General features: G+C 68.6%; 19 protein-coding genes and 1 other RNA gene. 14 read left to right on the forward strand and 6 right to left on the reverse strand.

Annotated features, from left to right (window positions below; all coding sequences use genetic code 11):
* Positions 1-280 precede the first annotated feature (280 nt).
* The 3 genes from LX81_RS03705 to LX81_RS03715 all read left to right on the forward strand — a co-directional run bounded on the left by LX81_RS03705 (position 281) and on the right by LX81_RS03715 (position 4168).
* A complete protein-coding gene (locus LX81_RS03705; RefSeq protein WP_111536034.1) occupies positions 281-1645 on the forward strand; it encodes a dicarboxylate/amino acid:cation symporter in 1365 nt (454 codons plus the stop codon).
* Positions 1646-1769: 124 nt separating this feature from the next.
* A complete protein-coding gene (locus LX81_RS03710; protein ID WP_111535931.1) occupies positions 1770-2666 on the forward strand; it encodes an NAD-dependent epimerase/dehydratase family protein in 897 nt (298 codons plus the stop codon).
* Between the two features lie 146 nt (positions 2667-2812).
* The gene (locus LX81_RS03715) at positions 2813-4168 is read left to right on the forward strand and encodes an MATE family efflux transporter (RefSeq protein WP_111535932.1); all 1356 of its coding nucleotides are present in this window, start codon (positions 2813-2815) and stop codon (positions 4166-4168) included.
* Here LX81_RS03715 and truA read toward each other — a convergent pair.
* Positions 4138-4911, reverse strand: coding sequence for a tRNA pseudouridine(38-40) synthase TruA (gene truA, locus LX81_RS03720; protein WP_111535933.1), 774 nt, complete (start codon positions 4909-4911; stop codon positions 4138-4140). The two genes, LX81_RS03715 and truA, sit on opposite strands and share 31 nt — an antisense overlap.
* A gap of 91 nt (positions 4912-5002) precedes the next feature.
* Here truA and LX81_RS03725 point away from each other — a divergent pair, with 91 nt between their 5' ends.
* The 5 genes from LX81_RS03725 (at position 5003) to LX81_RS03745 (ending at position 12157) form a co-directional block, all read left to right on the forward strand.
* Positions 5003-6415 carry a YcjX family GTP-binding protein gene (locus tag LX81_RS03725; protein ID WP_111535934.1) on the forward strand — a complete coding sequence of 471 codons (1413 nt, stop codon included), beginning with the start codon at positions 5003-5005 and terminating at the stop codon, positions 6413-6415.
* Positions 6412-7428 carry a YcjF family protein gene (locus tag LX81_RS03730; protein WP_111535935.1) on the forward strand — a complete coding sequence of 339 codons (1017 nt, stop codon included), beginning with the start codon at positions 6412-6414 and terminating at the stop codon, positions 7426-7428. The genes LX81_RS03725 and LX81_RS03730 overlap by 4 nt, the downstream gene beginning before the upstream one ends.
* 120 nt (positions 7429-7548) lie before the next feature.
* The gene (locus LX81_RS03735) at positions 7549-8715 is read left to right on the forward strand and encodes an AI-2E family transporter (RefSeq protein WP_234822475.1); all 1167 of its coding nucleotides are present in this window, start codon (positions 7549-7551) and stop codon (positions 8713-8715) included.
* A 171-nt stretch (positions 8716-8886) separates the two neighbouring features.
* On the forward strand, positions 8887-11889 hold the full coding sequence (ileS, locus tag LX81_RS03740) for an isoleucine--tRNA ligase (RefSeq protein WP_111535936.1): 3003 nt from the start codon (positions 8887-8889) through the stop codon (positions 11887-11889).
* Positions 11890-11896: 7 nt separating this feature from the next.
* On the forward strand, positions 11897-12157 hold the full coding sequence (locus LX81_RS03745; RefSeq protein WP_111535937.1) for a DUF3253 domain-containing protein: 261 nt from the start codon (positions 11897-11899) through the stop codon (positions 12155-12157).
* Here LX81_RS03745 and LX81_RS03750 read toward each other — a convergent pair.
* Genes LX81_RS03750 through nudC form a run of 3 tightly spaced genes read right to left on the reverse strand, consistent with a single transcriptional unit; the run spans position 12154 to position 14323 of the window.
* Entirely contained in the window at positions 12154-12849 is a 696-nt protein-coding gene (locus LX81_RS03750) for a CDP-alcohol phosphatidyltransferase family protein (protein WP_111536036.1), read from the reverse strand. The two genes, LX81_RS03745 and LX81_RS03750, sit on opposite strands and share 4 nt — an antisense overlap.
* 44 nt (positions 12850-12893) lie before the next feature.
* Complete coding sequence (locus tag LX81_RS03755) at positions 12894-13358, reverse strand: SRPBCC family protein (RefSeq protein ID WP_111535938.1); 465 nt, start codon at positions 13356-13358, stop codon at positions 12894-12896.
* The gene (nudC, locus tag LX81_RS03760; protein WP_111535939.1) at positions 13355-14323 is read right to left on the reverse strand and encodes an NAD(+) diphosphatase; all 969 of its coding nucleotides are present in this window, start codon (positions 14321-14323) and stop codon (positions 13355-13357) included. The genes LX81_RS03755 and nudC overlap by 4 nt, the downstream gene beginning before the upstream one ends.
* Before the next feature lie 160 nt (positions 14324-14483).
* Here nudC and LX81_RS03765 point away from each other — a divergent pair, with 160 nt between their 5' ends.
* The 6 genes from LX81_RS03765 to LX81_RS03790 all read left to right on the forward strand — a co-directional run bounded on the left by LX81_RS03765 (position 14484) and on the right by LX81_RS03790 (position 20154).
* Positions 14484-16421 (forward strand): 5'-nucleotidase C-terminal domain-containing protein, encoded by a 1938-nt coding sequence (locus LX81_RS03765; RefSeq protein ID WP_170133838.1) that lies wholly within the window; start codon positions 14484-14486, stop codon positions 16419-16421.
* Positions 16422-16430: 9 nt separating this feature from the next.
* Positions 16431-16529, forward strand: an RNA gene (gene ffs / locus LX81_RS03770) — signal recognition particle sRNA small type.
* Between the two features lie 125 nt (positions 16530-16654).
* Positions 16655-18403, forward strand: coding sequence for a DNA polymerase III subunit gamma/tau (locus tag LX81_RS03775; RefSeq protein WP_111535941.1), 1749 nt, complete (start codon positions 16655-16657; stop codon positions 18401-18403).
* A 65-nt stretch (positions 18404-18468) separates the two neighbouring features.
* Complete coding sequence (locus tag LX81_RS03780) at positions 18469-18813, forward strand: YbaB/EbfC family nucleoid-associated protein (protein ID WP_111535942.1); 345 nt, start codon at positions 18469-18471, stop codon at positions 18811-18813.
* 37 nt (positions 18814-18850) lie between these two features.
* The gene (recR, locus tag LX81_RS03785; RefSeq protein ID WP_111535943.1) at positions 18851-19450 is read left to right on the forward strand and encodes a recombination mediator RecR; all 600 of its coding nucleotides are present in this window, start codon (positions 18851-18853) and stop codon (positions 19448-19450) included.
* Positions 19451-19650: 200 nt separating this feature from the next.
* The gene (locus tag LX81_RS03790; RefSeq protein ID WP_111535944.1) at positions 19651-20154 is read left to right on the forward strand and encodes a type III secretion system chaperone family protein; all 504 of its coding nucleotides are present in this window, start codon (positions 19651-19653) and stop codon (positions 20152-20154) included.
* On the opposite strand, the gene LX81_RS03795 is transcribed toward LX81_RS03790, so the two are convergent.
* Both LX81_RS03795 and cobO read right to left on the reverse strand, forming a co-directional pair.
* Positions 20139-20834 (reverse strand): hypothetical protein, encoded by a 696-nt coding sequence (locus tag LX81_RS03795; RefSeq protein WP_111535945.1) that lies wholly within the window; start codon positions 20832-20834, stop codon positions 20139-20141. The genes LX81_RS03790 and LX81_RS03795 overlap by 16 nt on opposite strands.
* An 84-nt stretch (positions 20835-20918) precedes the next feature.
* The gene (cobO, locus tag LX81_RS03800; RefSeq protein WP_111535946.1) at positions 20919-21524 is read right to left on the reverse strand and encodes a cob(I)yrinic acid a,c-diamide adenosyltransferase; all 606 of its coding nucleotides are present in this window, start codon (positions 21522-21524) and stop codon (positions 20919-20921) included.
* Between the last annotated feature and the right edge of the window lie 38 nt (positions 21525-21562).

Raw genomic sequence — 21562 nt, forward strand, 5'->3', positions numbered from 1 at the left:
CGCGAGGCGCGCTGCGACGGTCCCTCCATGCCCGGTGCGCCCGAGGCCGCACCGGGGTCAGGTCGCGCCCGGAAGACCCGTGCACCCCTTACTCGCTGGCGCCGAGCGGAATCGCGGGATGCCCCGAAAAGCGCCGCTTTGAGCGCAAAGGCGGCATTCCGGCGAAGAAGACTGCCGGATTTTGCGCCAATCCGGTGCCCGATGCGATTTTGTTTCGCGTAACGCGAGATTCACGATAACGTGGGGAGTCATCACATGGGCGGAAAATGGGGTGTATCAGATGGACGAGAGCTCAACGGCAGATAGAAGTTCGAATACATCTCTGACGACGAAGATCATGATCGGCATGGGCGCCGGTCTCGCGGTCGGGATCGTGCTCAACCTGATCCAGTCGTCGTTCCTCGAGACGTATCTCGTGGACGGTCTCTTCACGATGATCGGAACGGCCTTCGTGAACGCGCTCAAGATGCTCGTCGTGCCGCTCGTCGTGTTCTCGCTGATCTGCGGCGTGCTGGGGATCGGCGATATCCGCATCCTCGGCCGGGTCGGCGGCAAGTCCTTCGGGCTCTACATGCTGACCACGACCGTCGCCATCGCCGTGGCGATCGCGGTCGCGACGATCATCGCGCCCGGCGCCGGCTTCAACATGGAGGGCGTGGACACCAGCGGCGTCACCGCGGCCGAGGCGCCGAGCGTCTGGGAGGTCTTCGCCAACATCGTGCCGACGAACCCGGTCGCGGCGCTCGCCAACGGCGAGATGCTGCAGATCATCTTCTACGTCATCATCGTGGGCGTCGCCGCGCTGATGCTGGGCGAGGCCTCGGCGCCGTTCGCACGTGCCTGCGAATACATGAACGACCTCATGATGAAGATCGTCGGCATCGTGATGGCGGCCGCGCCCTACGGCGTGTTCTGCCTGATCGCCAAGGTCTTCGCGCAGCAGGGGGTCGAGCTCTTCGTGCCGGTGCTGGCCTATGTGGGCACGCTCACGGGCGTCCTGTTCCTGCATCTCTTCGTGACGCTGATGCTGATGCTGAAGCTCTTCTCGGGACTCGACCCGTTCACCTTCATGGCCAAGATCCGGCCCGCGCAGATCTTCGCCTTCTCCACGGCGAGCTCGAACGCGACGATCCCGGTGACGCTGCGCAGCGTGACCGAACGGATGGGCGTCGACAATTCGGTGGCCTCCTTCACCGTTCCCTTCGGCGCGACGATCAACATGGACGGCACCGCGATCATGCAGGGCGTGGCGACGGTGTTCCTCGCCAACGTCTACGGCATCGACCTTGGGATTTCGGGCTACCTGACCGTGATCGCGATGGCGGTGCTCGCCTCCATCGGCACGGCGGGCGTGCCGGGCGTGGGCCTCGTGATGCTCACGATGGTGCTCACCCAGGTCGGGCTGCCGATCGAGGGTATCGCGCTGATCCTCGGCGTCGACCGGCTCATGGACATGATCCGCACGGCCGTGAACATCACCGGGGACGCCGTGGTCACGACCATCGTCGCGCGGAGCGAGGGCAAGGTGGACCTCGCCGTCTACGGCGATCCCAATGCGGGTGTCGTCGGCGACGACCTGTCCATCGATCCCGAGGACGAGGACCGTCTCGCGGGCGTCACCCGTGGAGCGCAGCCGGCCGAGTAGGCCTGTCCCCTACCGGGCGGCACCCTCCCGCGCCCGGGACATCCCCGACCTCGCCGGGCCCGTGCGTTTGCCACGCGGGCCCGTTCGCCTATGTCGCGGACCCTGACCAAGGAGGGACGACGACATGCGGATCCTATTTACCGGCGGCAGCGGCAAGGCAGGCAAGTACGCCGTGGACCATCTCGCGCGGCAGGGCCATTGGGTGACGAACCTCGATCTGGAGCCGTCGGGCGTCGAGGGGGTGCACGACCTGAAATGCGACCTCACCGACGGGGCGCAGGTCTGGGCGGCGCTGACCCAGCCCGCGGACTGGGGCGATCTCGCGGAGGCCGGGCGCGGCGTGCCGGCCTACGACGCGGTGGTCCATTTCGCGGCGATCCCGCGGCCTATGCTTCTCACCGACAACGAGACGTTCCACACCAACATCATGGCGCAGTACAACGTCATGGAGGCGGCGACGGGCCTCGGCATCCGCAAGGTGATCTTCGCCTCGTCGGAGACGACCTACGGCATCTGCTTCGCGCCGGGGGAGCGGAAACCGGAATACATCCCCGTGGACGAGGCGCATCCAACGGTGCCGGGCGACAGCTACGCCATGTCGAAGGTCGCGGGGGAGGCGATGGCGTCGTGCTTCCAGATGCGCTCGGGCGCCGACATCTACGGGCTCCGGATCAACAACGTGATCGAGCCGCACGAATACGCGGAGATGTTCCCCGATTTCGTGAAGGACCCCTCGCTCAGGCGGCGCAACATCTTCGCCTATATCGACACGCGCGACCTGGCGCGGATGGTCGTGAACTGCCTCGAGACGGACGGGCTCGGCTTCGAGGTCTTCAACGTCGCCAACGCCAACCCGTCTGTGGACCTGACCTCCGACGAGATCGCCGAGCGGTTCTATCCGGGCGTGGAGCGCAAGGGGGAGATGGGGCCGGACGAGACGTTCTACTCCATCGAGAAGGCCCGGCGGCTCGTGGGCTACGCGCCCGTCCATGACTGGCGCGAGGAACTCGGGCGGGGCTGAGCCCGCCGCACGCGCAGCGACTTGGGGATACGGGCTCGCGGCGCCGCACGCGCCACGAGGGGCGTGCGGAGGCCCGCAAGGGTCCCGCTCCGCCGGATCATGAGGGCCGCTTGCCCCGGCGCAGCGCCGGGCGTAGGGGCGACGGCATGGACAGTGCCACCCACCTCAAGCGCATCCTCACCCTCGGCGTGCCGCTCGTCGGCAGCCATCTCGCGCAGTTCTCGATCCAGCTCACCGACACGGTGATGCTGGGCTGGTACGACGTGGAGGTGCTGGCGGGGCAGGTCCTCGGGCAGACGCTCTTCTTCCTGATCTTCATCGTGGGCTCGGGCTTCGCCTGGGCGGTCATGCCGCTCATCGCCGAGGCCGAGGCCGCGGGCGATCACACGCAGCTCAGGCGCGCCATGCGGATGGCGCTCTGGCTCACCGGGGGGTTCGCGGTGCTCTGCCTGCCGGCCTTCCTCGGGGCGCGGCAGATCTTCGACGCGATCGGGCAGGAGGCGGCGCTGTCCGAGCTCGCCGGGCGATATCTCTGGATCCAGGGCTGGTCGATCTTTCCCGCGCTGGGCGTGATGGTGCTGAAGAGCACGCTCGCCGCGCTGGAGCGGACGCAGGTCGTCTTCTGGGTGACGCTCGCCACGGTGGTCGTGAACGCGGTGTGCAACTATTCGCTCATCTTCGGGCATTGGGGCGCGCCGGAGATGGGGGTCGAGGGCGCGGCCTGGGCGTCGCTCGCCTCGACCCTCGCGGGTCTCGTGGGCCTCGTCGTCTATATCAGGGCGACCCTGCCCGGCGAGGCGCTCTTCGCGCGGCTCTGGCGCGTCGATGCGGGCGCGCTCCTGCGCGTGTTCCGGCTTGGCTGGCCGATCGGTCTCACCTCGCTCGCGGAGGCGGGGCTCTTTTCCGCCTCCACGGTGATGATGGGCTGGATCGGCGCGGTGCCGCTCGCCGCGCACGGGATCGCGCTCCAGATCATCTCCGTCATGTTCATGATCCATATCGGGCTGTCCAACGTGGCCACGATCCGGGCGGGCGCCGCGCTCGGGCGGCGCGACGGGGTGGAGCTTCGCCGCGGCGGGGCGATCGTTCTCGCCGTCTCGGGCGCGGTCGCGATCGTCACCGTGGCGCTTCTGCTCGTCGCGCCGCAGCGGCTGATGGGCCTCTTCCTCGACCCCGCCGACCCGGCGCGCGACGCGGTGCTCGCGATCGGCGTGGGGCTGCTCGCCGCCGCCGCGCTCTTCCAGTTCGTCGATGCCGCGCAGGTGATGGCGCTGGGACTTCTCCGGGGGGTGCAGGACACGCGGGTGCCGATGGTCTTCGCCGCGCTGAGCTACTGGGTCGTGGGAGTGCCGCTCGCCTGGGTGTTCGCGTTCCGGATGGGGTTCGGCGGGATCGGGCTCTGGCTCGGGATGGCGGTGGGGCTGGGGCTCGCCGCGGTGCTGATGATGACCCGGTTCTGGAAGCGCGGCGCCTATGCGGTGGAGAACGGGTCGGGGTCGTAGCCGACCTCCACGAGGAACAGCCCATCGGGCGGCGCGACGGGACCGCAGGCGGCGCGGTCGCGCGCGGCCAGGGCATCCGCGACCTGCTCCGGCGTCCACGCGCCGGCGCCGACCCGCTCGAGCGTGCCCACGAAGGAGCGGACCTGGTTGTGCAGGAACGACCGGGCGAAGGCCTCGATCCGGAGCTCCATGCCTCCCGGCAGGGCGAAAGCCTCGACGGACAGCCGGTCGAGCGTCTTCACGGGCGAGGCCGCCTGGCACATCGTCGAGCGGAAGGTGGTGAAGTCGTGATGGCCCACGAGGCGCCCGGCCGCCTGCCGCATCGCTTCCGCATCCAGCGCGTGCTTCACGTGCCAGGCCCGGCCGCGCTCGTGGACGAGCGGCGCGCGGCGGCTGACGATCCGGTAGAGATAGCGCCGCGACGTGGCCGAGAAGCGGGCGTGCCAGCCTTCGGGTGCGCGGGCGCAGGCGGTAATGGCGACGGGCGCGGGCTTCAGATGGTAGTTCAACGCCTCCGACAGGCGGAACGGATCCCAGTCGCGGGCCATGTCGGCCTGCGCGACCTGTCCCGACGCATGGACGCCCGAATCGGTGCGCCCGGCGGCGGCGGTGGAGGGCAGATCCGGCTCGAGCCTTGCCAGCGCCGCCTCGAGCGCGCCCTGCACGGTGGGCAGGTCGCGCTGGCGCTGATAGCCCGCGAACGGCGCGCCGTCGTATTCGATGCGGAGGGCATAGCGGGGCATGGCCGGGCGATAGCGCCGTGCGCGAGCCGGGGCAAGCGGACTGGAACGGCGGGGCCGGGCGGCCTATGTGGGGACAAACGGGGAGAGCGACTTGGTTATCGGAGCGATTGCGGACGGGGTGACGCGCGGCGTCGAGGCGGTGAGCGGCACCGTGACGGGCGCGTTCTCCGACGAGGTGATCCGCCTGGGCGTCACCGGGCTCAGCCGGGCGGGCAAGACGGTTTTCATCACCTCGCTCGTCGCCAACCTGATGAACCGGGGGCGGATGGGACAGCTGCGCGCCGCCGCGAACGGGTCGATCCGCACCGCCTACCTGCAGCCGCAGCCCGACGACACCGTGCCGCGTTTCGACTACGAGACGCATCTCGACGCGCTGACGGGCCCGGCGCCGCACTGGCCCGAGAGCACGCGCGCGATCTCCGAGCTTCGGCTGTCGTTCCGGGTGCAGCAGGCGGGGCTTCTGGCCGGGCTGCGCGGGGTCAGGACCGTCCATCTCGATATCGTGGATTATCCGGGCGAATGGCTGCTCGATCTCGCGCTCATCGAGAAGGATTACGCGGAATGGTCCGCAGACACGTTCGCGCGGATGGAGGTGCGACCGCATTCGGAAGCGTTCCGCGCCGCGCTCGAGACCGCTGATCCGGCGGCGAAACTCGAGGAGCCGGAGGCCAAGCGCCTTGCCGCGGCGTTCACGGAGTATCTCAAGGCCACGCGGGAGGAGGGCTATTCCGACTGCACGCCGGGCCGTTTCCTGCTTCCGGGCGAGATGGAGGGATCGCCGGTCCTGACCTTCGCGCCGCTGCCGCCCGGGGAGAGCCCCCGCGGCTCGCTCGCCCGCGAGTTCGCGCGCCGCTACGACGCCTACAAGCGGGAGGTGGTGAAGCCCTTCTTCCGCGAGCATTTCGCCCGCATCGACCGGCAGATCGTGCTCGTCGACGCGCTGGGCGCGATCCATGCCGGGCCGCGCGCGGTCGAGGACCTGCGCCGTACGCTCGCTGAAATCCTGACGGCGTTCCGTCCGGGGGCGAATTCCTTCCTCAGCCGCATCTTCGGCGGCAAGCGGGTGGAGCGGATCCTCTTCGCCGCGACCAAGGCCGACCACCTCCACCACGCGCAGCATCCGCAACTCACCGCGATCATGGAGGCGCTCGTCTCCGATGCGCGGCGGCGCGCGGATTTCGCGGGCGCGCGGACGCAGGCGATGTCGATCGCGGCGCTTCGCGCCACGACGGAGGACCGGGTGAGCCACGGCGAGGAGACGCTCGACGTCGTGCGCGGCGTGCTTCTCGATTCGGGCAAGCGCGCGGCGTTCCATCCCGGCGCGCTGCCCGCCGATCCGTCGCACCTGCTCGTCCCCGCGCGGCAGGGCGCGGAGGCGTGGCTCGACGAGGATTACGCGATCATGCGCTTCGCGCCGCAGCCCATCGCGCTGAAACCCGGGGAGGGGCCGCCGCATATCCGCCTCGACCGGGCGGCGGAATTCCTGATCGGAGACCGGCTGTGAGCGGGCGGCGCGGGCCGATCCTGATCGAGGAGGAGATCGAGGGCGTCCACGCCTCGCCCGCCGATGCGCCGCCGGTGCCCGACACGGCGATGGACGCGCCCACGGGGCAGGCGATGAAGACGATGGCCGCGCTCGCCTCCCGCCGCTCCTCCGCGCTCGGGCGCTGGTTCCGACGGGTGGCGGTGGCGCTCCTGGGCTTCGCGATCTCGGTCGCCGCATGGTCCTGGCTCGAATCGCTGATCCGCAGGAACGAGATCCTGGGCCTCGCCGCGCTGATCCTCGTCGCGGCGTTCCTCATCCTGCTTTTCGCGCTCTGCGTGCGGGAGGTCGCGGCGCTCTGGCGGCTGCAGAAGGTGGGGCAGCTCCATCTCGATGCCGAAGCGGCGATGGCCTCTCCCGACATGGTGCCCGCACGCGCGGTCGCGGACCGGCTCGTGGCGCTCTATGCGGGCCGCGCCGCGCTCGACTGGCAACGCGCGCGGTTCGAGGAGCGGCGGGGCGAGGTGCTCGATCCCGACGCGCTCTTCCGGCTGGCGGAGCGCGAGCTTCTCGCGCCGCTCGATGCCGCCGCGCGGGTGGAGATCGAGGCGGCGGCGCGGCAGGTCGCGACGGTGACGGCGGTGGTGCCGCTCGCGCTCGCCGATGTGGCGACGGCGCTCGCGAGCAACCTGCGCATGATCCGGCGGATCGCGGAGATCTATGGCGGGCGCGCGGGAACGGTCGGGGCGTGGCGGCTGACGAAGGCCGTGATGACGCATCTGGTGGCCACCGGCGCGGTGGCGGTGGGCGACGACCTCATCGGGTCGGTCGCGGGGGGATCGGTGCTGACGCGGGTGAGCCGGCGGTTCGGCGAGGGGATCGTGAACGGCGCGCTCACCGCGCGGGTGGGAATCGCGGCGATGGAGGTCTGCCGCCCGCTGCCCTTCGCGGGCGAGCCGCGCCCGCAGGTTCATCGCCTAATCGGTCGGGCCCTGAGCGGATTGTTTCCGGGAAGCGAAGGTCGGGATGGCTAGGCGTTCCGCGCCCGGGTTTGACGTTCGGTCATATTTCGTGATCGCGGGCGTTTCGGGCAGGATGGCGCCTTCCGAAGCCACTGTACCGTCCATTTCCTGGATGCCGTGAAGGGTCTGCCCGTGCGTGATACCGCCCCCCTCGCCCCCGTCGATCCTCAAAGGGATGTCGAGGCGGATTTTCGCGAAACGCAACTGACGGAGCTGCGCCGGATCCGGTTCGGGGTCACGATGCTCGTCCTGCTCGCCGCGGCGATGGCGTGCTATTTCGCACGCGACATGGTGCTGCCGCTGATCCTGGGCGTGATGCTCGCCCTGACGCTCAGCCCGGTCGTCCGCGTGCTGCAACGTCGCGGCATCCCCTCTCCGATCTCCGCCGTGGTGCTGATCCTCTCGCTCGGCATCGGCACCGGCGTCGCCAGTTACGCGATGAGCGGTCCGGTGAGCGAATGGCTGACCTCTCTTCCGCAGATGAGGCAGCAGATCGAAGGCAAGCTCGATACGATCTTCGAATCGGTCGAGAAGGTCCAGGAAGCCTCGAAACAGGTCGAGGAAATCACCGATTCCTCGGGCGAGGCGATGCGCGTGCAGATCGAGCAGCCGGGTTTCCTCAATTCGGCGCTGTCGAACGCCGCCACCGTCGGGGCCACGATCGCAGTCGCGCTCGTCATGGCGCTCTTCGTGCTGGCCGCGGGGGACATGTTCACGGTGAAGATCATCGAGTCGTTTCCGAAAATGAGCGACAAGAAGCGAGCGCTGAAGATTGTCTACGGAGTCGAGCGGGCGATTTCGCGCTATCTGTTGACAATCACGCTCATCAACGCGGCGCTCGGCGGGGTGATCTTCCTGATGATGTGGGCGATCGGCCTTCCTTATGCCTATATCTGGGGCGTCGTCGCCTTCGCGTTCAATTTCCTGCCCTTCATCGGGGCGGTCGCCGGCATCTTTCTCGTCGGGGCGTTCGCGCTCTTGTCGTTCGACACGCTGAGCTATGCGCTGCTCGCTCCGGCCCTCTACATGGCGGCGACGAGTCTCGAGGGGCAGATCATCACGCCCGCGATCGTCGGCCGGCGCCTCGAACTCAATACCGTGTCGGTCTTCGTCACCGTCGTCTTCTGGGGCTGGCTCTGGGGGATCGCGGGGGCGCTCATGGCGGTGCCGTTCCTCGTCATCGTCAAGGTCATCTGCGACCACATCCCGGCGATGCAGACGCTCGGCAACTTCCTCGGCTCCTCCACGATCAAGGTGGAGGTGGAGCCCGAGCCGAAGTCCGACGAAGCCGTCGCCTGAGGCGGCTTGCCGGGCGGGGCACGGCTCCCTATAACGCGGTCCTGATGGGCCCGGTCGTAACCATACGAATTACCGGCCCGGCGCGCTGATCCTCGGCCGCCGGGACAAGGCGCCCGACCCCGTCGCGCCGCCCTCTCCTCCTTTCCCCGCCTGACATTGGGATGTGCTCCGATGTGTGCCGACACGACGACCGACCTCACCGATTACAAGGACACCCTGGCGCTGCCGCGCACGGATTTTCCGATGCGCGCGGGCCTGCCGAAGCGCGAGCCCGACTGGCTCGCCCGGTGGGAGCGGATCGGGATCTACGACCGCCTGCGGGAGCGGGCCGAGGGGCGGACGCCCTTCACGCTCCATGACGGGCCGCCCTACGCCAACGGGCATCTCCATATCGGGCACGCGCTGAATAAGACGATCAAGGACATGATCGTGCGCAGCCAGCAGATGCTCGGCCGCGACGCGCGCTACATCCCCGGCTGGGATTGCCACGGCCTGCCCATCGAGTGGAAGATCGAGGAACAGTACCGCGCCAAGGGCCGCGACAAGGACGCGGTTCCGGTGATCGAGTTCCGCCAGGAATGCCGCGATTTCGCCGCCTCCTGGATCGACATCCAGCGCGACGAGTTCAAGCGCCTCGGCGTGACCGGCACCTGGGACGATCCGTATCTCACGATGGATTTCCACGCGGAGCGGGTGATCGCGGAGGAATTCCAGAAGTTCCTGATGAACGGCACGCTCTACCAAGGCTCGAAGCCGGTCCTCTGGTCGCCGGTGGAGAAGACCGCGCTCGCCGAGGCGGAGGTCGAGTACCACGACAAGGACAGCTTCACGATCTGGGTCAAGTTCGAGGTCGCCGAGCTCGAGCTGCCCGACATGGAGGTCGCCGACGAGGAGGCCTCCGACGGGGAGCGCGAGGCGATGGAGGCCGCGCGGGAAGCGGCGGTCGACCGGCTCACCGGCGCCAAGGTAGTGATCTGGACCACGACCCCCTGGACCATCCCGTCGAACAAGGCCGTCGTCTACGGCGCGGATTTCTCCTATGGGCTCTACGAGGTCGTCGAGACGCCCGGGGAATGCTGGGTCGCGCCCGGCGAGCGTTTCATCCTGGCCGACAAGCTGGCCGCGCAGACCTTTTCGCGCGCGCGGCTCGAGGACGGGCAGTGGCGCCGCGTGGGAGACGTGAACCAGGCGCAGCTTGCGGGCATGCGGCTTGCCCATCCGCTCCGGGGGGCCGAGGGGTCCGGGGGCGAGTGGGACGGCTTGCGCGATTTCCGCGCCGCGCCCTTCGTCACCGACGAGGAGGGGACGGGCTTCGTCCATTGTGCGCCCAGCCACGGAATGGAGGAGTTCGACCTCTATCGCGGGCTCGGGATGCTTGCCGACGTCATCACCTACAACGTGATGGAGGACGGCAGCTTCCGCGCGGATCTGCCCTTCTTCGGAGGCACGCGGATCCTGAAGCCGAACGGCAAGGAAGGCGACGCGAACAAGGCCGTCATCGACAAGCTCGTCGAGGTGGGCGGGCTCATGGCGCGGGGCAAGATCACCCATTCCTACCCGCATTCCTGGCGGTCGAAGGCGCCGCTCATCTACCGCAACACGCCGCAATGGTTCGCCGCCATCGACCGTCCCGTGGGCGACGGACAGGACACCTATGGCGAGACGATCCGCGAACGCGCGCTGACCTCGATCGACGAGCTCGTCTCCTGGACGCCGAAGCGGGGGCGCAACCGGCTGCACGCGATGATCACCGACCGGCCCGACTGGGTGCTGTCGCGCCAGCGCGCCTGGGGCGTGCCGATGACGTGCTTCGTGAAGGCGGGCGCGAAGCCCACGGACGAGGATTTCCTGCTGCGCGACGCGGCCGTCAACGCCCGGATCCTCGAGGCGTTCGAGGCGGAAGGCGCGGATGCCTGGTACGCCGAGGGCGCCAAGGCGCGGTTCCTCGGGGGCGATCACGATCCCGACGCCTACGAGCAGGTCTTCGACATCCTCGACGTGTGGTTCGATTCAGGGAGCACCCACGCCTTCGTGCTGCGCGACCGCGCGGACGGAAGCGAGGACGGGATCGCCGACGTCTACATGGAAGGGACGGACCAGCATCGTGGCTGGTTCCATTCCTCGCTCCTGCAGGCCTGCGGCACGATCGGCCGGGCCCCCTATCGCGGCGTGGTGACCCACGGGTTCACGCTCGACGAGAAGGGCAACAAGATGTCCAAGTCCCTGGGCAACGTGATCCAGCCGCAGAAGGTCATCGACCAGTACGGCGCCGACATCCTGCGTCTCTGGGTGGCGCAGACCGATTACACGGGCGACCAGCGGATCGGCGACGAGATCCTGAAGGGGACGGCCGACAGCTATCGCCGCCTCAGGAACACGCTGCGGTACATCCTCGGCAACGTGGCGCATTTCGAGCCGTCGATGGCCGTGGACGCGGAGGAGATGCCGGAGCTCGAGCGGCTGATCCTGCACAGGCTCGCCGTGCTCGACGGGGTGGTGCGCGAGGGCTACGCCGCCTACGATTTCCAGCGGGTGTTCCAGGAGGTCTTCACCTTCGCCACGGTGGACCTCTCGTCGTTCTACTTCGACATCCGCAAGGACGCGCTCTATTGCGATCCCGAGGACAGCGTCGTCCGGCGGTCCGCGCTGACCGTGCTCGACCACCTCTTCCACCGGCTCGTGACCTGGCTCGCGCCGATCCTCGTCTTCACGATGGAGGAAACCTGGCTCGAACGGTTCCCCGGCGAAGATTCTTCCGTCCACCTGAACGATTTCCCGGACACGCCCGCGGGGTGGCGCGACGATGCGCTCGCCTCCCGGATCGAGCGGGAGCGCGCGGTGCGGCGCGTGGTGACGGGGGCGCTGGAGCTGAAGCGGCGGGAGAAGGCGATCGGCGCCTCGCTCGAGGCCGCGCCGATCGTGCACCTGTCGCCCGAACTGGCGGAGATCGTCATCGATCGGGACAGCTTCGCGACGCTCTGCATCACTTCCGACATCCGCCTGACCTCGGACCCGGCACCCGCGGACGCGTTCCGCCTGCCGGAGGTCGAGGGCGTGGCGGTGGTCTTCGCCGAGGCGGAGGGGGAGAAATGCCAGCGCTGCTGGAAGGTCCTGCCGGACGTGGGTACCCACGCGCATCCGGGCGTCTGCGGGCGCTGCGACGCGGCGCTCTGAGGACGGGGTGGGCGTTCCGGACGGGCGAATCGCCGCGGAACTGATGCGGCTCGCGCGGGAGCGGGGGCCGGAGAAGACCTTCTGCCCGTCGGAGGCGGCGCGCGCGCTCGCGGATGAATGGCGTCCCTTGATGGACGACGTGCGGCGGGTGGCGATGGGTCTGCCCCTCATTGCGACGCAGAAGGGTGAGCGGGTCGATCCGGTCGCGGCGGGCGGACCGATCCGCCTCTCCCTCGATCCGAAGGGGGGCGAGACCCCCGAGCGCTAGCCGTCGGGTCCGTGGATCGCCTGCTGCGCGATGCCCGCGAGCGAGAGGTAGAGGGAGGCCGCGACGAGGCCCCATCCCGCCCAGCTCATCGGGTCGAATGTGTTCCAGGCCGACCATCCGGCGAGCGCCACCCAGATCGCCGAGACCGGCAGCGTCACCGCGCGCCAGCGTTCCGTCCGAACGGGGTGGACGAACTTCAGCGGCAGGAACATCGCCACGGAGAGCAGCACGACGAGGGCGAGGATGATGTAGTAGTTCGGCTGCACCGCGAAGAAGACGAGCACCACCATGTTGAAGCAGCCCGGAAAGCCCGAGAACGAGTAATCCGTGGTCTTCATCCGCGTATCGGCGAAATAGACGACGCCGAAGAAGGTGATGACGATGATCGCGATCCACCCGGTCCAGCCCGGCAGCAGGTCCGACTTGAAGAGCGCGTAGGCCGGGATGAACACGTAGGTGAGATAGTCGATGATGAGGTCCATGAGGACGCCATCGTATTCCGGCGCGTTCGTATGCACGTCGTAGCGGCGGGCGAGCGGACCATCGACCCCGTCCACCGCGAAGGCGATGACCAGCCAGAGCCACATCATGTCCCATTGCTCCTGCACGGCCGCCAGCATGGCGAGCATGGCGAAGACGGCGCCAGTCGCGGTCAGGAAATGGACGGACAGGGCCTTGAGACGCAAGGACATGAAGACTTGATGACGGATCCGCTGCCCGAGCGCAATGCGGAGCTTCACCGGTTGGTGACGGATGTACGATCGAGCTTCCGGGCAAATTCCCCGAGACGGGACCCGAGCATCCTCTCGAGACGGCCGCGACCCGGCAGCAGGGAGCCGAGCAATAGCCGCGACGCGAGCGTCCGGGCGCGGATCTCGACCGTCGCGGCGATGAGGGTGGCGTCGGGTGCCGTGCGCGCGATATCGGCGACCACGACGGCCTCGACCCCGCCGCTGCGCGCGTCGAGCGCGATCCGGGAGGGGGGCAGGGCTTCGGTGACCGTGATCTCGACGTCGCGCGGATGGCCGCGGAGATTCAGCCGCAGGTCGAACCGCGCGCCCGCGAGACCGTCTCCGCCGTCGCGCCGGTTCAGGATCATGCCCTGCCGCGCGGCGCCACTCTCGATCGCGCGCACATCGCTCAGCGCGGCATAGACCGCCTCGGGAGACGCACCCGTTCGCGCAACCGCCTCGAACCTCACGCCAGATCGTCCCGGAGCCAGGCCTTGAGCAGGAAATGGGCAATGGCGCCCTGCCTCGCGCCGTCGATCCGGGGGTGGCGGCCCGCGAAGACCTCCATCATGTCCTCGCGCGTGACCCATTCGGCCGCCTCGATCTCTTCCGTATCGAGGCGGAGGCGGGAGCTGATCGCATGGCCGTAGCAGCCCAGCATGAGCGAGGCGGGGAAGGGCCAGGGCTGGCTCGCGAGATAGCCGACCTCGCCCACGCGCACGCCCGTCTCCTCGAAGGTCTCCCGGCGGACGGCGGCCTCCACCGTCTCTCCCGGCTCCACGAAGCCCGCGAGCAGCGAGTACATCCGCGGCGGCCAGGCCGGCGAACGGCCGATCAGGACGGAATTGCCCCGTGTGACGAGCATGATGACGACGGGATCTGTCCGGGGGAAATGATGCGCGCCGCAGGCGGGGCAGAGTCTCTGCCACCCAGCCTGCGCGATTTCGGAGAGCGCTCCACACCGTGCGCAATGGGGATGGGTCCGGTGCCATTCGAGCAGGCCGCGCGCGGTCGCGGCCAGTTCCGCATCGCGCGGGGAGAGCGCCGTCATGACCGATCGCAGCTCCACGAAGGCCGCGCCGTCATTGAGCATCGGATGCTCTTGGCGGGACGGATCGGCGAAGGCGCCGAGCGTCTCCGGCATCTCGCCCGGATCCCAGTGCGAGAGGTCGATTGCGAACCGCGTCCCGGCGCCCTCGCGCCCGAGAAAGAACGCGGGCGGGGCGCCATCGAGCGCGGGGTGATCGGCGGCGGTCCAGGCGAGCCGCACGCCGCCGTCCTCGAGCGTGCGGACGAGCGGCTTGCCGCGCCAGACGGGCAGGACACCGCATCCCGGCGCGCGCAGCAGCGCGCCGAGCGCGTTCGGCGCGCCGCGCAGATGAGCGGCCCGGTCGAGGCCGGATCCGCCGAACGTGACCTCTTCCGCGCGCTTCATGAAGGATCCTCGAATATTTGCATGCGACCGCTGTAGGAGGGGTTGCGTAGCGAATGCAAGCGCGACAATTTCGTGGTATTCAACCTTAGGTAGTAACGTATTTCATGGTGATCGACATGCCCCCACGTGTGCCCGACCGGTTCGACGAGCAAAGGACGACGTGAGGCAGCCGCCTCCAACCGAGCCGGCTCCACCGGTCACGGGCACGTTACGGCTGCTTGCGACGACCGATCTGCACGCACGCCTCAGGGGCTACAACTATCCCGCCGGCGAGGAGGACGTCGAGGTCGGCCTTTCGCGCGCGGCCAGCGTGATCGCCCGGCTTCGCGCTTCCGTGCAGGGTGGTCTGCTCCTCGACAACGGCGATTTTCTCACCGGCGACATGCTCGGCGACCAGGCGTTCGACGCGGCACGACGAGACGACCCCAATCCCGTGATCGCCGCGATGAACGCCCTGCGCTACGACGCGGCCGCGCTCGGCAACCACGATTTCAACCCGGGCCTGCCCGCGCTCACTGCTGCGATGGCGCAGGCACGTTTCCCGATCCTGTCGTCGAATGTCCTGACGCGGCTGGGTCGATCGCCCGTGGAGGACAGCACGCTCGCGGTGCCCTGGACGATGATCGAGCGTCTGGCGCAGGACGGGCGCGGCGTGCTGCGGCCGCTCCGGATCGGGGTGATCGGCTTCACCCCGCCGCAGATCATGCAATGGGACCGTCATAACCTCGAGGGGCGCGTGATCGTGCGCGGGATCCTCGAGGCAGCGGCGGCCTGGATTCCCGCGATCCGGGCGGCCGGTGCCGATCTCGTCGTGGCGCTTTGCCATTCCGGGATCGCTCCGGCCGATCCGGCTGTCCCGGGCAGCGAGGATGTCGGCCTCGCCGTCGCGCGGGCGGGGGGGATCGACGCGCTCGTCCTGGGTCACCGGCACCGCGTCTTCCCCGGACGCGACTACGCCGCGGCGGAGGGGGTCGATCCGGTCGCGGGAACCCTCGCGGGCGTGCCCACGATCATGCCGGGATGCTGGGGGCGGCACGTGGGGCGGATCGATCTCGCGCTCGACTGGGACGGGGTCCGGTGGCGTATGACACGGAGCGTCTCGGCCTGTCACAAGATCGCCGATCGACGCGCCGATGGAGCGATCCGGTCGCTCGCGCACCACAATCCCGATATCCTCCGGGCGACGGATCGCGCGCACCGGCGCAGCATCCGGGAGACGGCCCGGCCCGTGGGCTCCGTAGATATGCCGCTCACCTCCTATTTTGCACAACTCGGGCGGAGCCGGGCGATCGAACTCGTGGCCCGTGCGCAGCGGATCTGCGTCGAGCGGCTGCTGCGCGGCACGCCGGACGCGAAGCTGCCGGTGATCGGGATCGCGGCGCCGGTGCGCTGCGGCGGACGTGGCGGGCCCGAGAACTACGTCGACATCCCGTCGGGCGAGGTGACACTCGGCCAGCTTCTGACCCTCTATCCCTATACCAACCGGATCGCGGCGCTGAAGGCGAGCGGAGGCCTGCTGCGCGAGTGGCTCGAGCGCAGCGTCAGCGCCTTTCACAGGATCGCGCCCGGCGCGACGAACGCCCTCCTGATCGATCCGCGCTTTCCGAGCTTCGATCTCGACCTCGCGGACCGGGTGGGCTTCGAGATCGATCTCTCGCGGCCACCACGCTACGGGCCGCAGGGACAATTGCTCGACGCCCGCGCCTGGCGCGTCCGCGACCTGCGGTTTCTCGGCAAGAAAGTTCGAGAGGACGACATTTTTGTCCTGGCGCTGAGCGAGTTTCGCGCACAGGGCGGGGGCGGCTTTCCCGTCGGTGCCACCCGCCGGCTCGAGTTGCACTCGAGCGTCGAGGTTCACGACGCGATCCGCGATCTGCTCGGGACCGGCCAAGCGATTCGTTTCGAAAAACAGGCATTTACCTTCACGCCGATGCCGCACACCTCCGTCAACCTGCTCACCGGGCCCGGTTCGATTGCGCATCTCCGCGATCTCGCGGGGTTGTCTATCGGCGCGCCGGAACAGCTTCCGACCGGATTCGTGCGGCTGCGCGTCGATCTTGCCTCCGATGCCCTTGAAACGGCGGATACGGGACGATAGATTTCTCGGCGAGGGGTTGGCGCGGGCAGGCGCCTCGCCAACCCGGTCAGGTCCGGAAGGAAGCAGCCGTAACGAGCCCCGCTTGGGTCGTTGTCCAGCCTCTCACCACATGCGCCGCCCTTCGGGGCGGCGCTGTCGTTTCACCGCCCCCGATGTCGATGGCCCCCTGCACTGGCTGCCCGGAGGCGTGCGGGCTAGGGTCTGGCGGTGCGACGAATCCCCCGAGAGGTGACATGACCGACGCCCCCGCCGCCTATCAGGTGCTGGCCCGCAAGTACCGCCCCGCGACCTTCGCCGACCTGATCGGGCAGGACGCAATGGTCCGCACGCTGAAAAATGCGTTCGAGGCCGACCGGATCGCCCAGGCCTTCCTGCTCACGGGCATCCGCGGCACCGGCAAGACGACGACCGCGCGGATCATCGCCAAGGGCATGAACTGCATCGGTCCCGACGGTACGGGCGGACCGACCACGCAGCCCTGCGGCGTCTGCGAGCCCTGCCGGGCGATCGCCGAGAGCCGCCATGTCGACGTGCTGGAGATGGACGGGGCGAGCCAGACCGGGGTGGGCGACATCCGCGAGAACGTCCTCAACTCCGTGCAATACGCGCCGTCCTCAGCGCGCTACAAGATCTACATCATCGACGAGGTCCACATGCTGTCGACGAGCGCGTTCAACGCGCTCCTGAAGACGCTGGAGGAGCCGCCGGCGCATGTGAAGTTCATCTTCGCCACGACCGAGATCCGGAAGGTCCCCGTCACCGTGCTCTCGCGCTGCCAGCGCTTCGATCTGCGCCGGATCGAGCCGGAAACTATGATCGCGCATCTCAAGGGCATCGCCGGGCGGGAAGGCGCCGTCGTCGCGGACGATGCCCTGGCGATCCTGACGCGTGCCGCGGAAGGCTCCGTCCGGGACGCGTTGAGCCTGATGGACCAGGCCATCGCGCATGGTGCGGGCGGGGAGACGGGCGCGGAGGAAGTGCGCGCCATGCTGGGCCTCGCCGATCGCGGCCGGGTGCTCGACCTCATGGACCTGGTGATGCAGGGCGACGCGAAGAGCGCGCTGAGCGAGATCGGGGCGCAATATGCGGACGGCGCCGACCCCCTCGCCGTGCTGCGCGAGCTCGCCGAGATCACCCACTGGATCAGCGTCATCAAGATCTCGCCCGACGCGGCCGACGACCCGACCGCGGGCCCCGACGAACGCGCCCGGGGCCGCGACATGGCCGACCGGCTCGCCATGCGCAGTCTCACGCGGATGTGGCAGATGCTCCTCAAGGCGCTCGAGGAGGTCGCCGTAGCTCCGAACGCGATGATGGCCGCCGAGATGGCGATCATCCGGCTGACCCACGTGGCCGACCTGCCGCCGCCTGAAGAATTGGTGCGGCGGCTTTCCGACGCGCCGCCCGCGCCCCCCGCCCCGTCGGGAACGTCTGGCGCGACCCCGTCGCCGTCTCCGGGGGGCGGGTCCATGCAGGCGCGTCCGGTACCGGGTGGGCGCACGGGCGGCGCGGCGCCGGCCGTCGCCGCGGCCTCGGAAACGGCGCTGGCGCGGTTTCACGCTTTCGATCAGGTCGTCGAACTCATCCGGGCCAATCGCGACGCGAAACTCCTCATCGACGTGGAGACCGGACTGAGGCTCGTGCGCTACGTTCCCGGGCGGATCGAGTTCCAGCCCGCCGAGAGCGCGCCGCGCGACCTCGCCGCGCGGCTCGCGCAGCGGCTTCAGACTTGGACCGGTGTGCGCTGGGCGGTGAGCATCGCCGGGGAAGGCGGCGGGGCGACCATCGCGGAGACCCGCGACGCGGAGAGCGACGCGCTTAGGCAGGCGGCGGAGGCCCATCCGATGATGCAGGCGGTCCGCAACGCCTTCCCGAAGGCCCGGATCCTCGGCATCCGGACGCATGACGAGGTTGCCGCGGAGGCCGCCGCGGAGGCGCTGCCCGAGGTCGACGAGGAATGGGATCCCTTCGCCGAGGAGTGACCGCCTTGCGGAGAGCCGGTGTCGACCGTATCTCAGGGGCAGGGATCAGAGGCCGGGAGAACGCAATGTTCAAGGGAATGGGCGGCTTGGGCGACATGTCCAAGATGATGAAGGCCGCGCAGGAGATGCAGGGCAAGATGGAGAGCCTGCAGGAGGATCTGGCGCGGATCACCGTGGAAGGCGAATCGGGGGCCGGGCTCGTGAAGGCGACCTCGACCGCCAAGGGCGAGTTGGTGGGCCTCGATATCGATCCGTCGATCTTCAATCCCGACGAGAAGGAAGTCGTGGAGGACCTGATCCTCGCCGCGATCAAGGACGCGCAGCAGCGCGCCTCCGAGAAGAGCCGCGAGGAGATGCAGAAGCTGACCGAGGGGCTCGGCCTGCCGCCGGGCATGAAGCTGCCATTCTGACGGGGTCGAATCCTCCGTCGTCCGCGCCGGGGACCCGGTGAGCGGAGATACTCGCGACATCCAGGCGCTGATCGACCTGATGGCGCGGCTGCCGGGGCTCGGGCCCCGTTCGGCGCGCCGTGCCGTCCTCCACCTGATCCGCAAGCGTGCGCAATTGATGACGCCGCTGGCCGACGCCTTGCGCGACGTGGCCGCGGGGGTGCGGGACTGCCTCAATTGCGGCAATGTCTCGACCACGGAAGTCTGCGCAATCTGTACCTCGGAAAAGCGCGAGACCGGGGAAATATGCGTCGTGGAGGACGTGGCCGATCTCTGGGCGATGGAACGGTCGGGCGTCTTTCGCGGACGCTACCACGTTCTCGGCGGCACGCTTTCAGCGCTCGACGCGGTGGGACCCGATGAACTCGGCATCCCGCGTCTTCTGGACCGGCTGGATCGTGAAGGGGTGCAGGAGGTGATCCTCGCGCTCGCCGTGACCGTCGAAGGCCAGACGACGGCGCATTACATCGCCGATCAGATGACCGGTCGTGACATTGCCGTTACGTCGCTCGCCCAGGGTGTGCCCGTAGGAGGCGAACTCGACTATCTCGACGATGGCACGATCGGCGCCGCGCTCCGCGCGCGCAAATCGTTCTGATCGCTCGGACGGCTCCCCATATCTGGCGAGGAGGCGGGAGTAATCCACAACTTACGGGGTCGGAGCCCAAGGAAAGGCTTTACACACCGAATCGCATCCCACACCATATGTGAATGGGAACGGACAGGAAGAACGTCCGACCCGGAGCAGGCACCGAGCCCCGGGCATCCGCCCGCAGGCCGCAACTCATGAGGCCGCGCATGTCGCTGACCGAGCAATTTATGCATATCGACGACATCGACCCAATCGACATCGTCGAACACCTCGCAGAGCATCACGAATGGGATTTCGACCGGATCGCGGAAGACCGGATCGCGATGGTTGTCGACGGGCAGTGGCGCACCTACTCGATCTCGCTCTCCTGGGCGCCGCGGGAGGAATGTCTGCGGCTTGTCTCCACCTTCGAGCTCGCTCCACCGGAGGAGCGTCTGCCGGAGCTCTACGAGGTGCTGAATGCGGCCAACGACGCCTGCTGGGCCGGGGCGTTCACCTATTGGGACGAGCCGAAGCTGATGGTCTATCGCTACGGCCTCGTCCTCGCAGGGGGCTATGTCGCGGGACCGGAGCAGATCGACCGGATGATCGCCTCCGCCGTCGCGGCAGCGGAGCGGTTCTATCCCGCGTTCCAGCTCGTCTGCTGGGGCGGCCGGACGCCCGCTGACGCGATGCAGGTGGCAATCGCCGAGGCCTACGGCACCGCCTGATCGACGCCGCCGCTGAACGGGCGCGAAAGGCCGCGCGTGGCGACGGGCACCGCGACGGCCGTGAGAAGCAGCCATAGCGCGGCGGGCAGGGGAATGGCCGGCGGGATCGGTGGCGGGCCATTCGGATCGCCGCCGGGACGCTCGGGTTCCACGAATCCCCAATGGGCGATCGGGTCGGCGGGATCGCCGTCATCATGGCGCCCGACAATCGACTGACCGCCCGTCAGGACCGGCGACGGACCGGCGACGCCGCGCGGCGTCGCGCCGGGCAGGACCGCCGCCACGAGCGTTCCCGCGACATCCGCAGGCGGAACGAGGCCCGACCAGAATTCGCCCGGCGCGGGTGCCTCCTCGTCGAAAGGCGTGACCTCGGCGCGGCAATGCTCCGCGTAACGGGCGTAGTACTCGTCCCATTCGGAATCGCTCGTCGGCCGGCCGATGACGAAATCCCCAAGCTCGCCGCGGGTCAGGACGTCGCAGGGCGCGGGAAGGCAGGTGCGGGGCAGCCGGACGCCCTTGCCGGTCGCGGCGAAGGCGATCTCCAGTTCATCCTGCCGGATGCATTCGTAACCCAGGGCATCGACGCGAAGGATCTGCGCCAGGGGGACGGGGCTCGCGATGGCGGGAGCGCAGTGAAGCGAGGCAGCGAACCCCGCCGCCATCACCGCACTGCCATACATCCGACGCATCCGTTTCATGGGTTACGACGTTACGCATGCCTAGATTAAGGAGCCGTTCGCGCCGCGCGCGGTCCCGGGCCATTCTCAGTATTCCACGCCGATCTGCGCCTTGATCCCGCTTCGGAAGGGATGCTTGACGAGCTCCATCTCGGTTACGAGGTCGGCCGCCTCGATCACGTCGGGATGCGCGTTGCGCCCGGTGAGCACGACATGGGTCATCGGTGGCTTCTCCTCCGCGAGGAAGGCGATCACGTCGGCCACGTCGATATACTCGTAGCGCAGCGCGATGTTGATCTCGTCGAGGAGCACCATGCGATTCTCCTGATCGCGGATCAGCTCCTTGGCCTTTTCCCAGGCGGCCGCGGCCATCTCCGTGTCGCGGGAACGGTCCTGCGTCTCCCAGGTGAAGCCCTCGCCCATCGTGTGGAAGGCGCAGATGTCGGAGAAGCGTCCGAGGATCAGGTCGCGCTCGCCCGTCGACATGCCGCCCTTGATGAACTGAACGACGGCCGAGCGCATGTCGTGGGCGATGCAGCGGAAGATCATGCCGAAGGCGGCCGAGGACTTGCCCTTGCCTTTGCCGGTATGGACGATGACGAGACCCTTCTCGTCCGTCTTCGTGGCCATGATCTTGTCGCGCGCGGCCTTCTTCTTGGCCATCTTCGCGGCGTGGCGGTCGTCGTCGCTCATCTCTCGGTTTCCAATCTTTCTGGCATGTCTCGGACCCG

Source organism: Palleronia aestuarii (assembly GCF_003253995.1).
In the GTDB taxonomy this organism is placed as follows: Bacteria; Pseudomonadota; Alphaproteobacteria; order Rhodobacterales; family Rhodobacteraceae; genus Palleronia; species Palleronia aestuarii.

Excerpts from the sequence above, each read along its gene's own strand:
- LX81_RS03780 (WP_111535942.1), top strand. The coding sequence starts at position 18,469 with ATGTTCAAGGGAATGGGCGGCTTGGGCGACATGTCCAAGATGATGAAG.
- LX81_RS03715 (WP_111535932.1), top strand. The coding sequence starts at position 2,813 with ATGGACAGTGCCACCCACCTCAAGCGCATCCTCACCCTCGGCGTGCCG.
- cobO (WP_111535946.1), bottom strand. The coding sequence starts at position 21,524 with ATGAGCGACGACGACCGCCACGCCGCGAAGATGGCCAAGAAGAAGGCC.
- truA (WP_111535933.1), bottom strand. The coding sequence starts at position 4,911 with ATGCCCCGCTATGCCCTCCGCATCGAATACGACGGCGCGCCGTTCGCG.
- nudC (WP_111535939.1), bottom strand. The coding sequence starts at position 14,323 with ATGAAGCGCGCGGAAGAGGTCACGTTCGGCGGATCCGGCCTCGACCGG.
- LX81_RS03750 (WP_111536036.1), bottom strand. The coding sequence starts at position 12,849 with ATGTCCTTGCGTCTCAAGGCCCTGTCCGTCCATTTCCTGACCGCGACT.
- LX81_RS03790 (WP_111535944.1), top strand. The coding sequence starts at position 19,651 with ATGTCGCTGACCGAGCAATTTATGCATATCGACGACATCGACCCAATC.
- LX81_RS03710 (WP_111535931.1), top strand. The coding sequence starts at position 1,770 with ATGCGGATCCTATTTACCGGCGGCAGCGGCAAGGCAGGCAAGTACGCC.
- ileS (WP_111535936.1), top strand. The coding sequence starts at position 8,887 with ATGTGTGCCGACACGACGACCGACCTCACCGATTACAAGGACACCCTG.
- LX81_RS03705 (WP_111536034.1), top strand. The coding sequence starts at position 281 with ATGGACGAGAGCTCAACGGCAGATAGAAGTTCGAATACATCTCTGACG.
- LX81_RS03775 (WP_111535941.1), top strand. The coding sequence starts at position 16,655 with ATGACCGACGCCCCCGCCGCCTATCAGGTGCTGGCCCGCAAGTACCGC.
- LX81_RS03795 (WP_111535945.1), bottom strand. The coding sequence starts at position 20,834 with ATGTATGGCAGTGCGGTGATGGCGGCGGGGTTCGCTGCCTCGCTTCAC.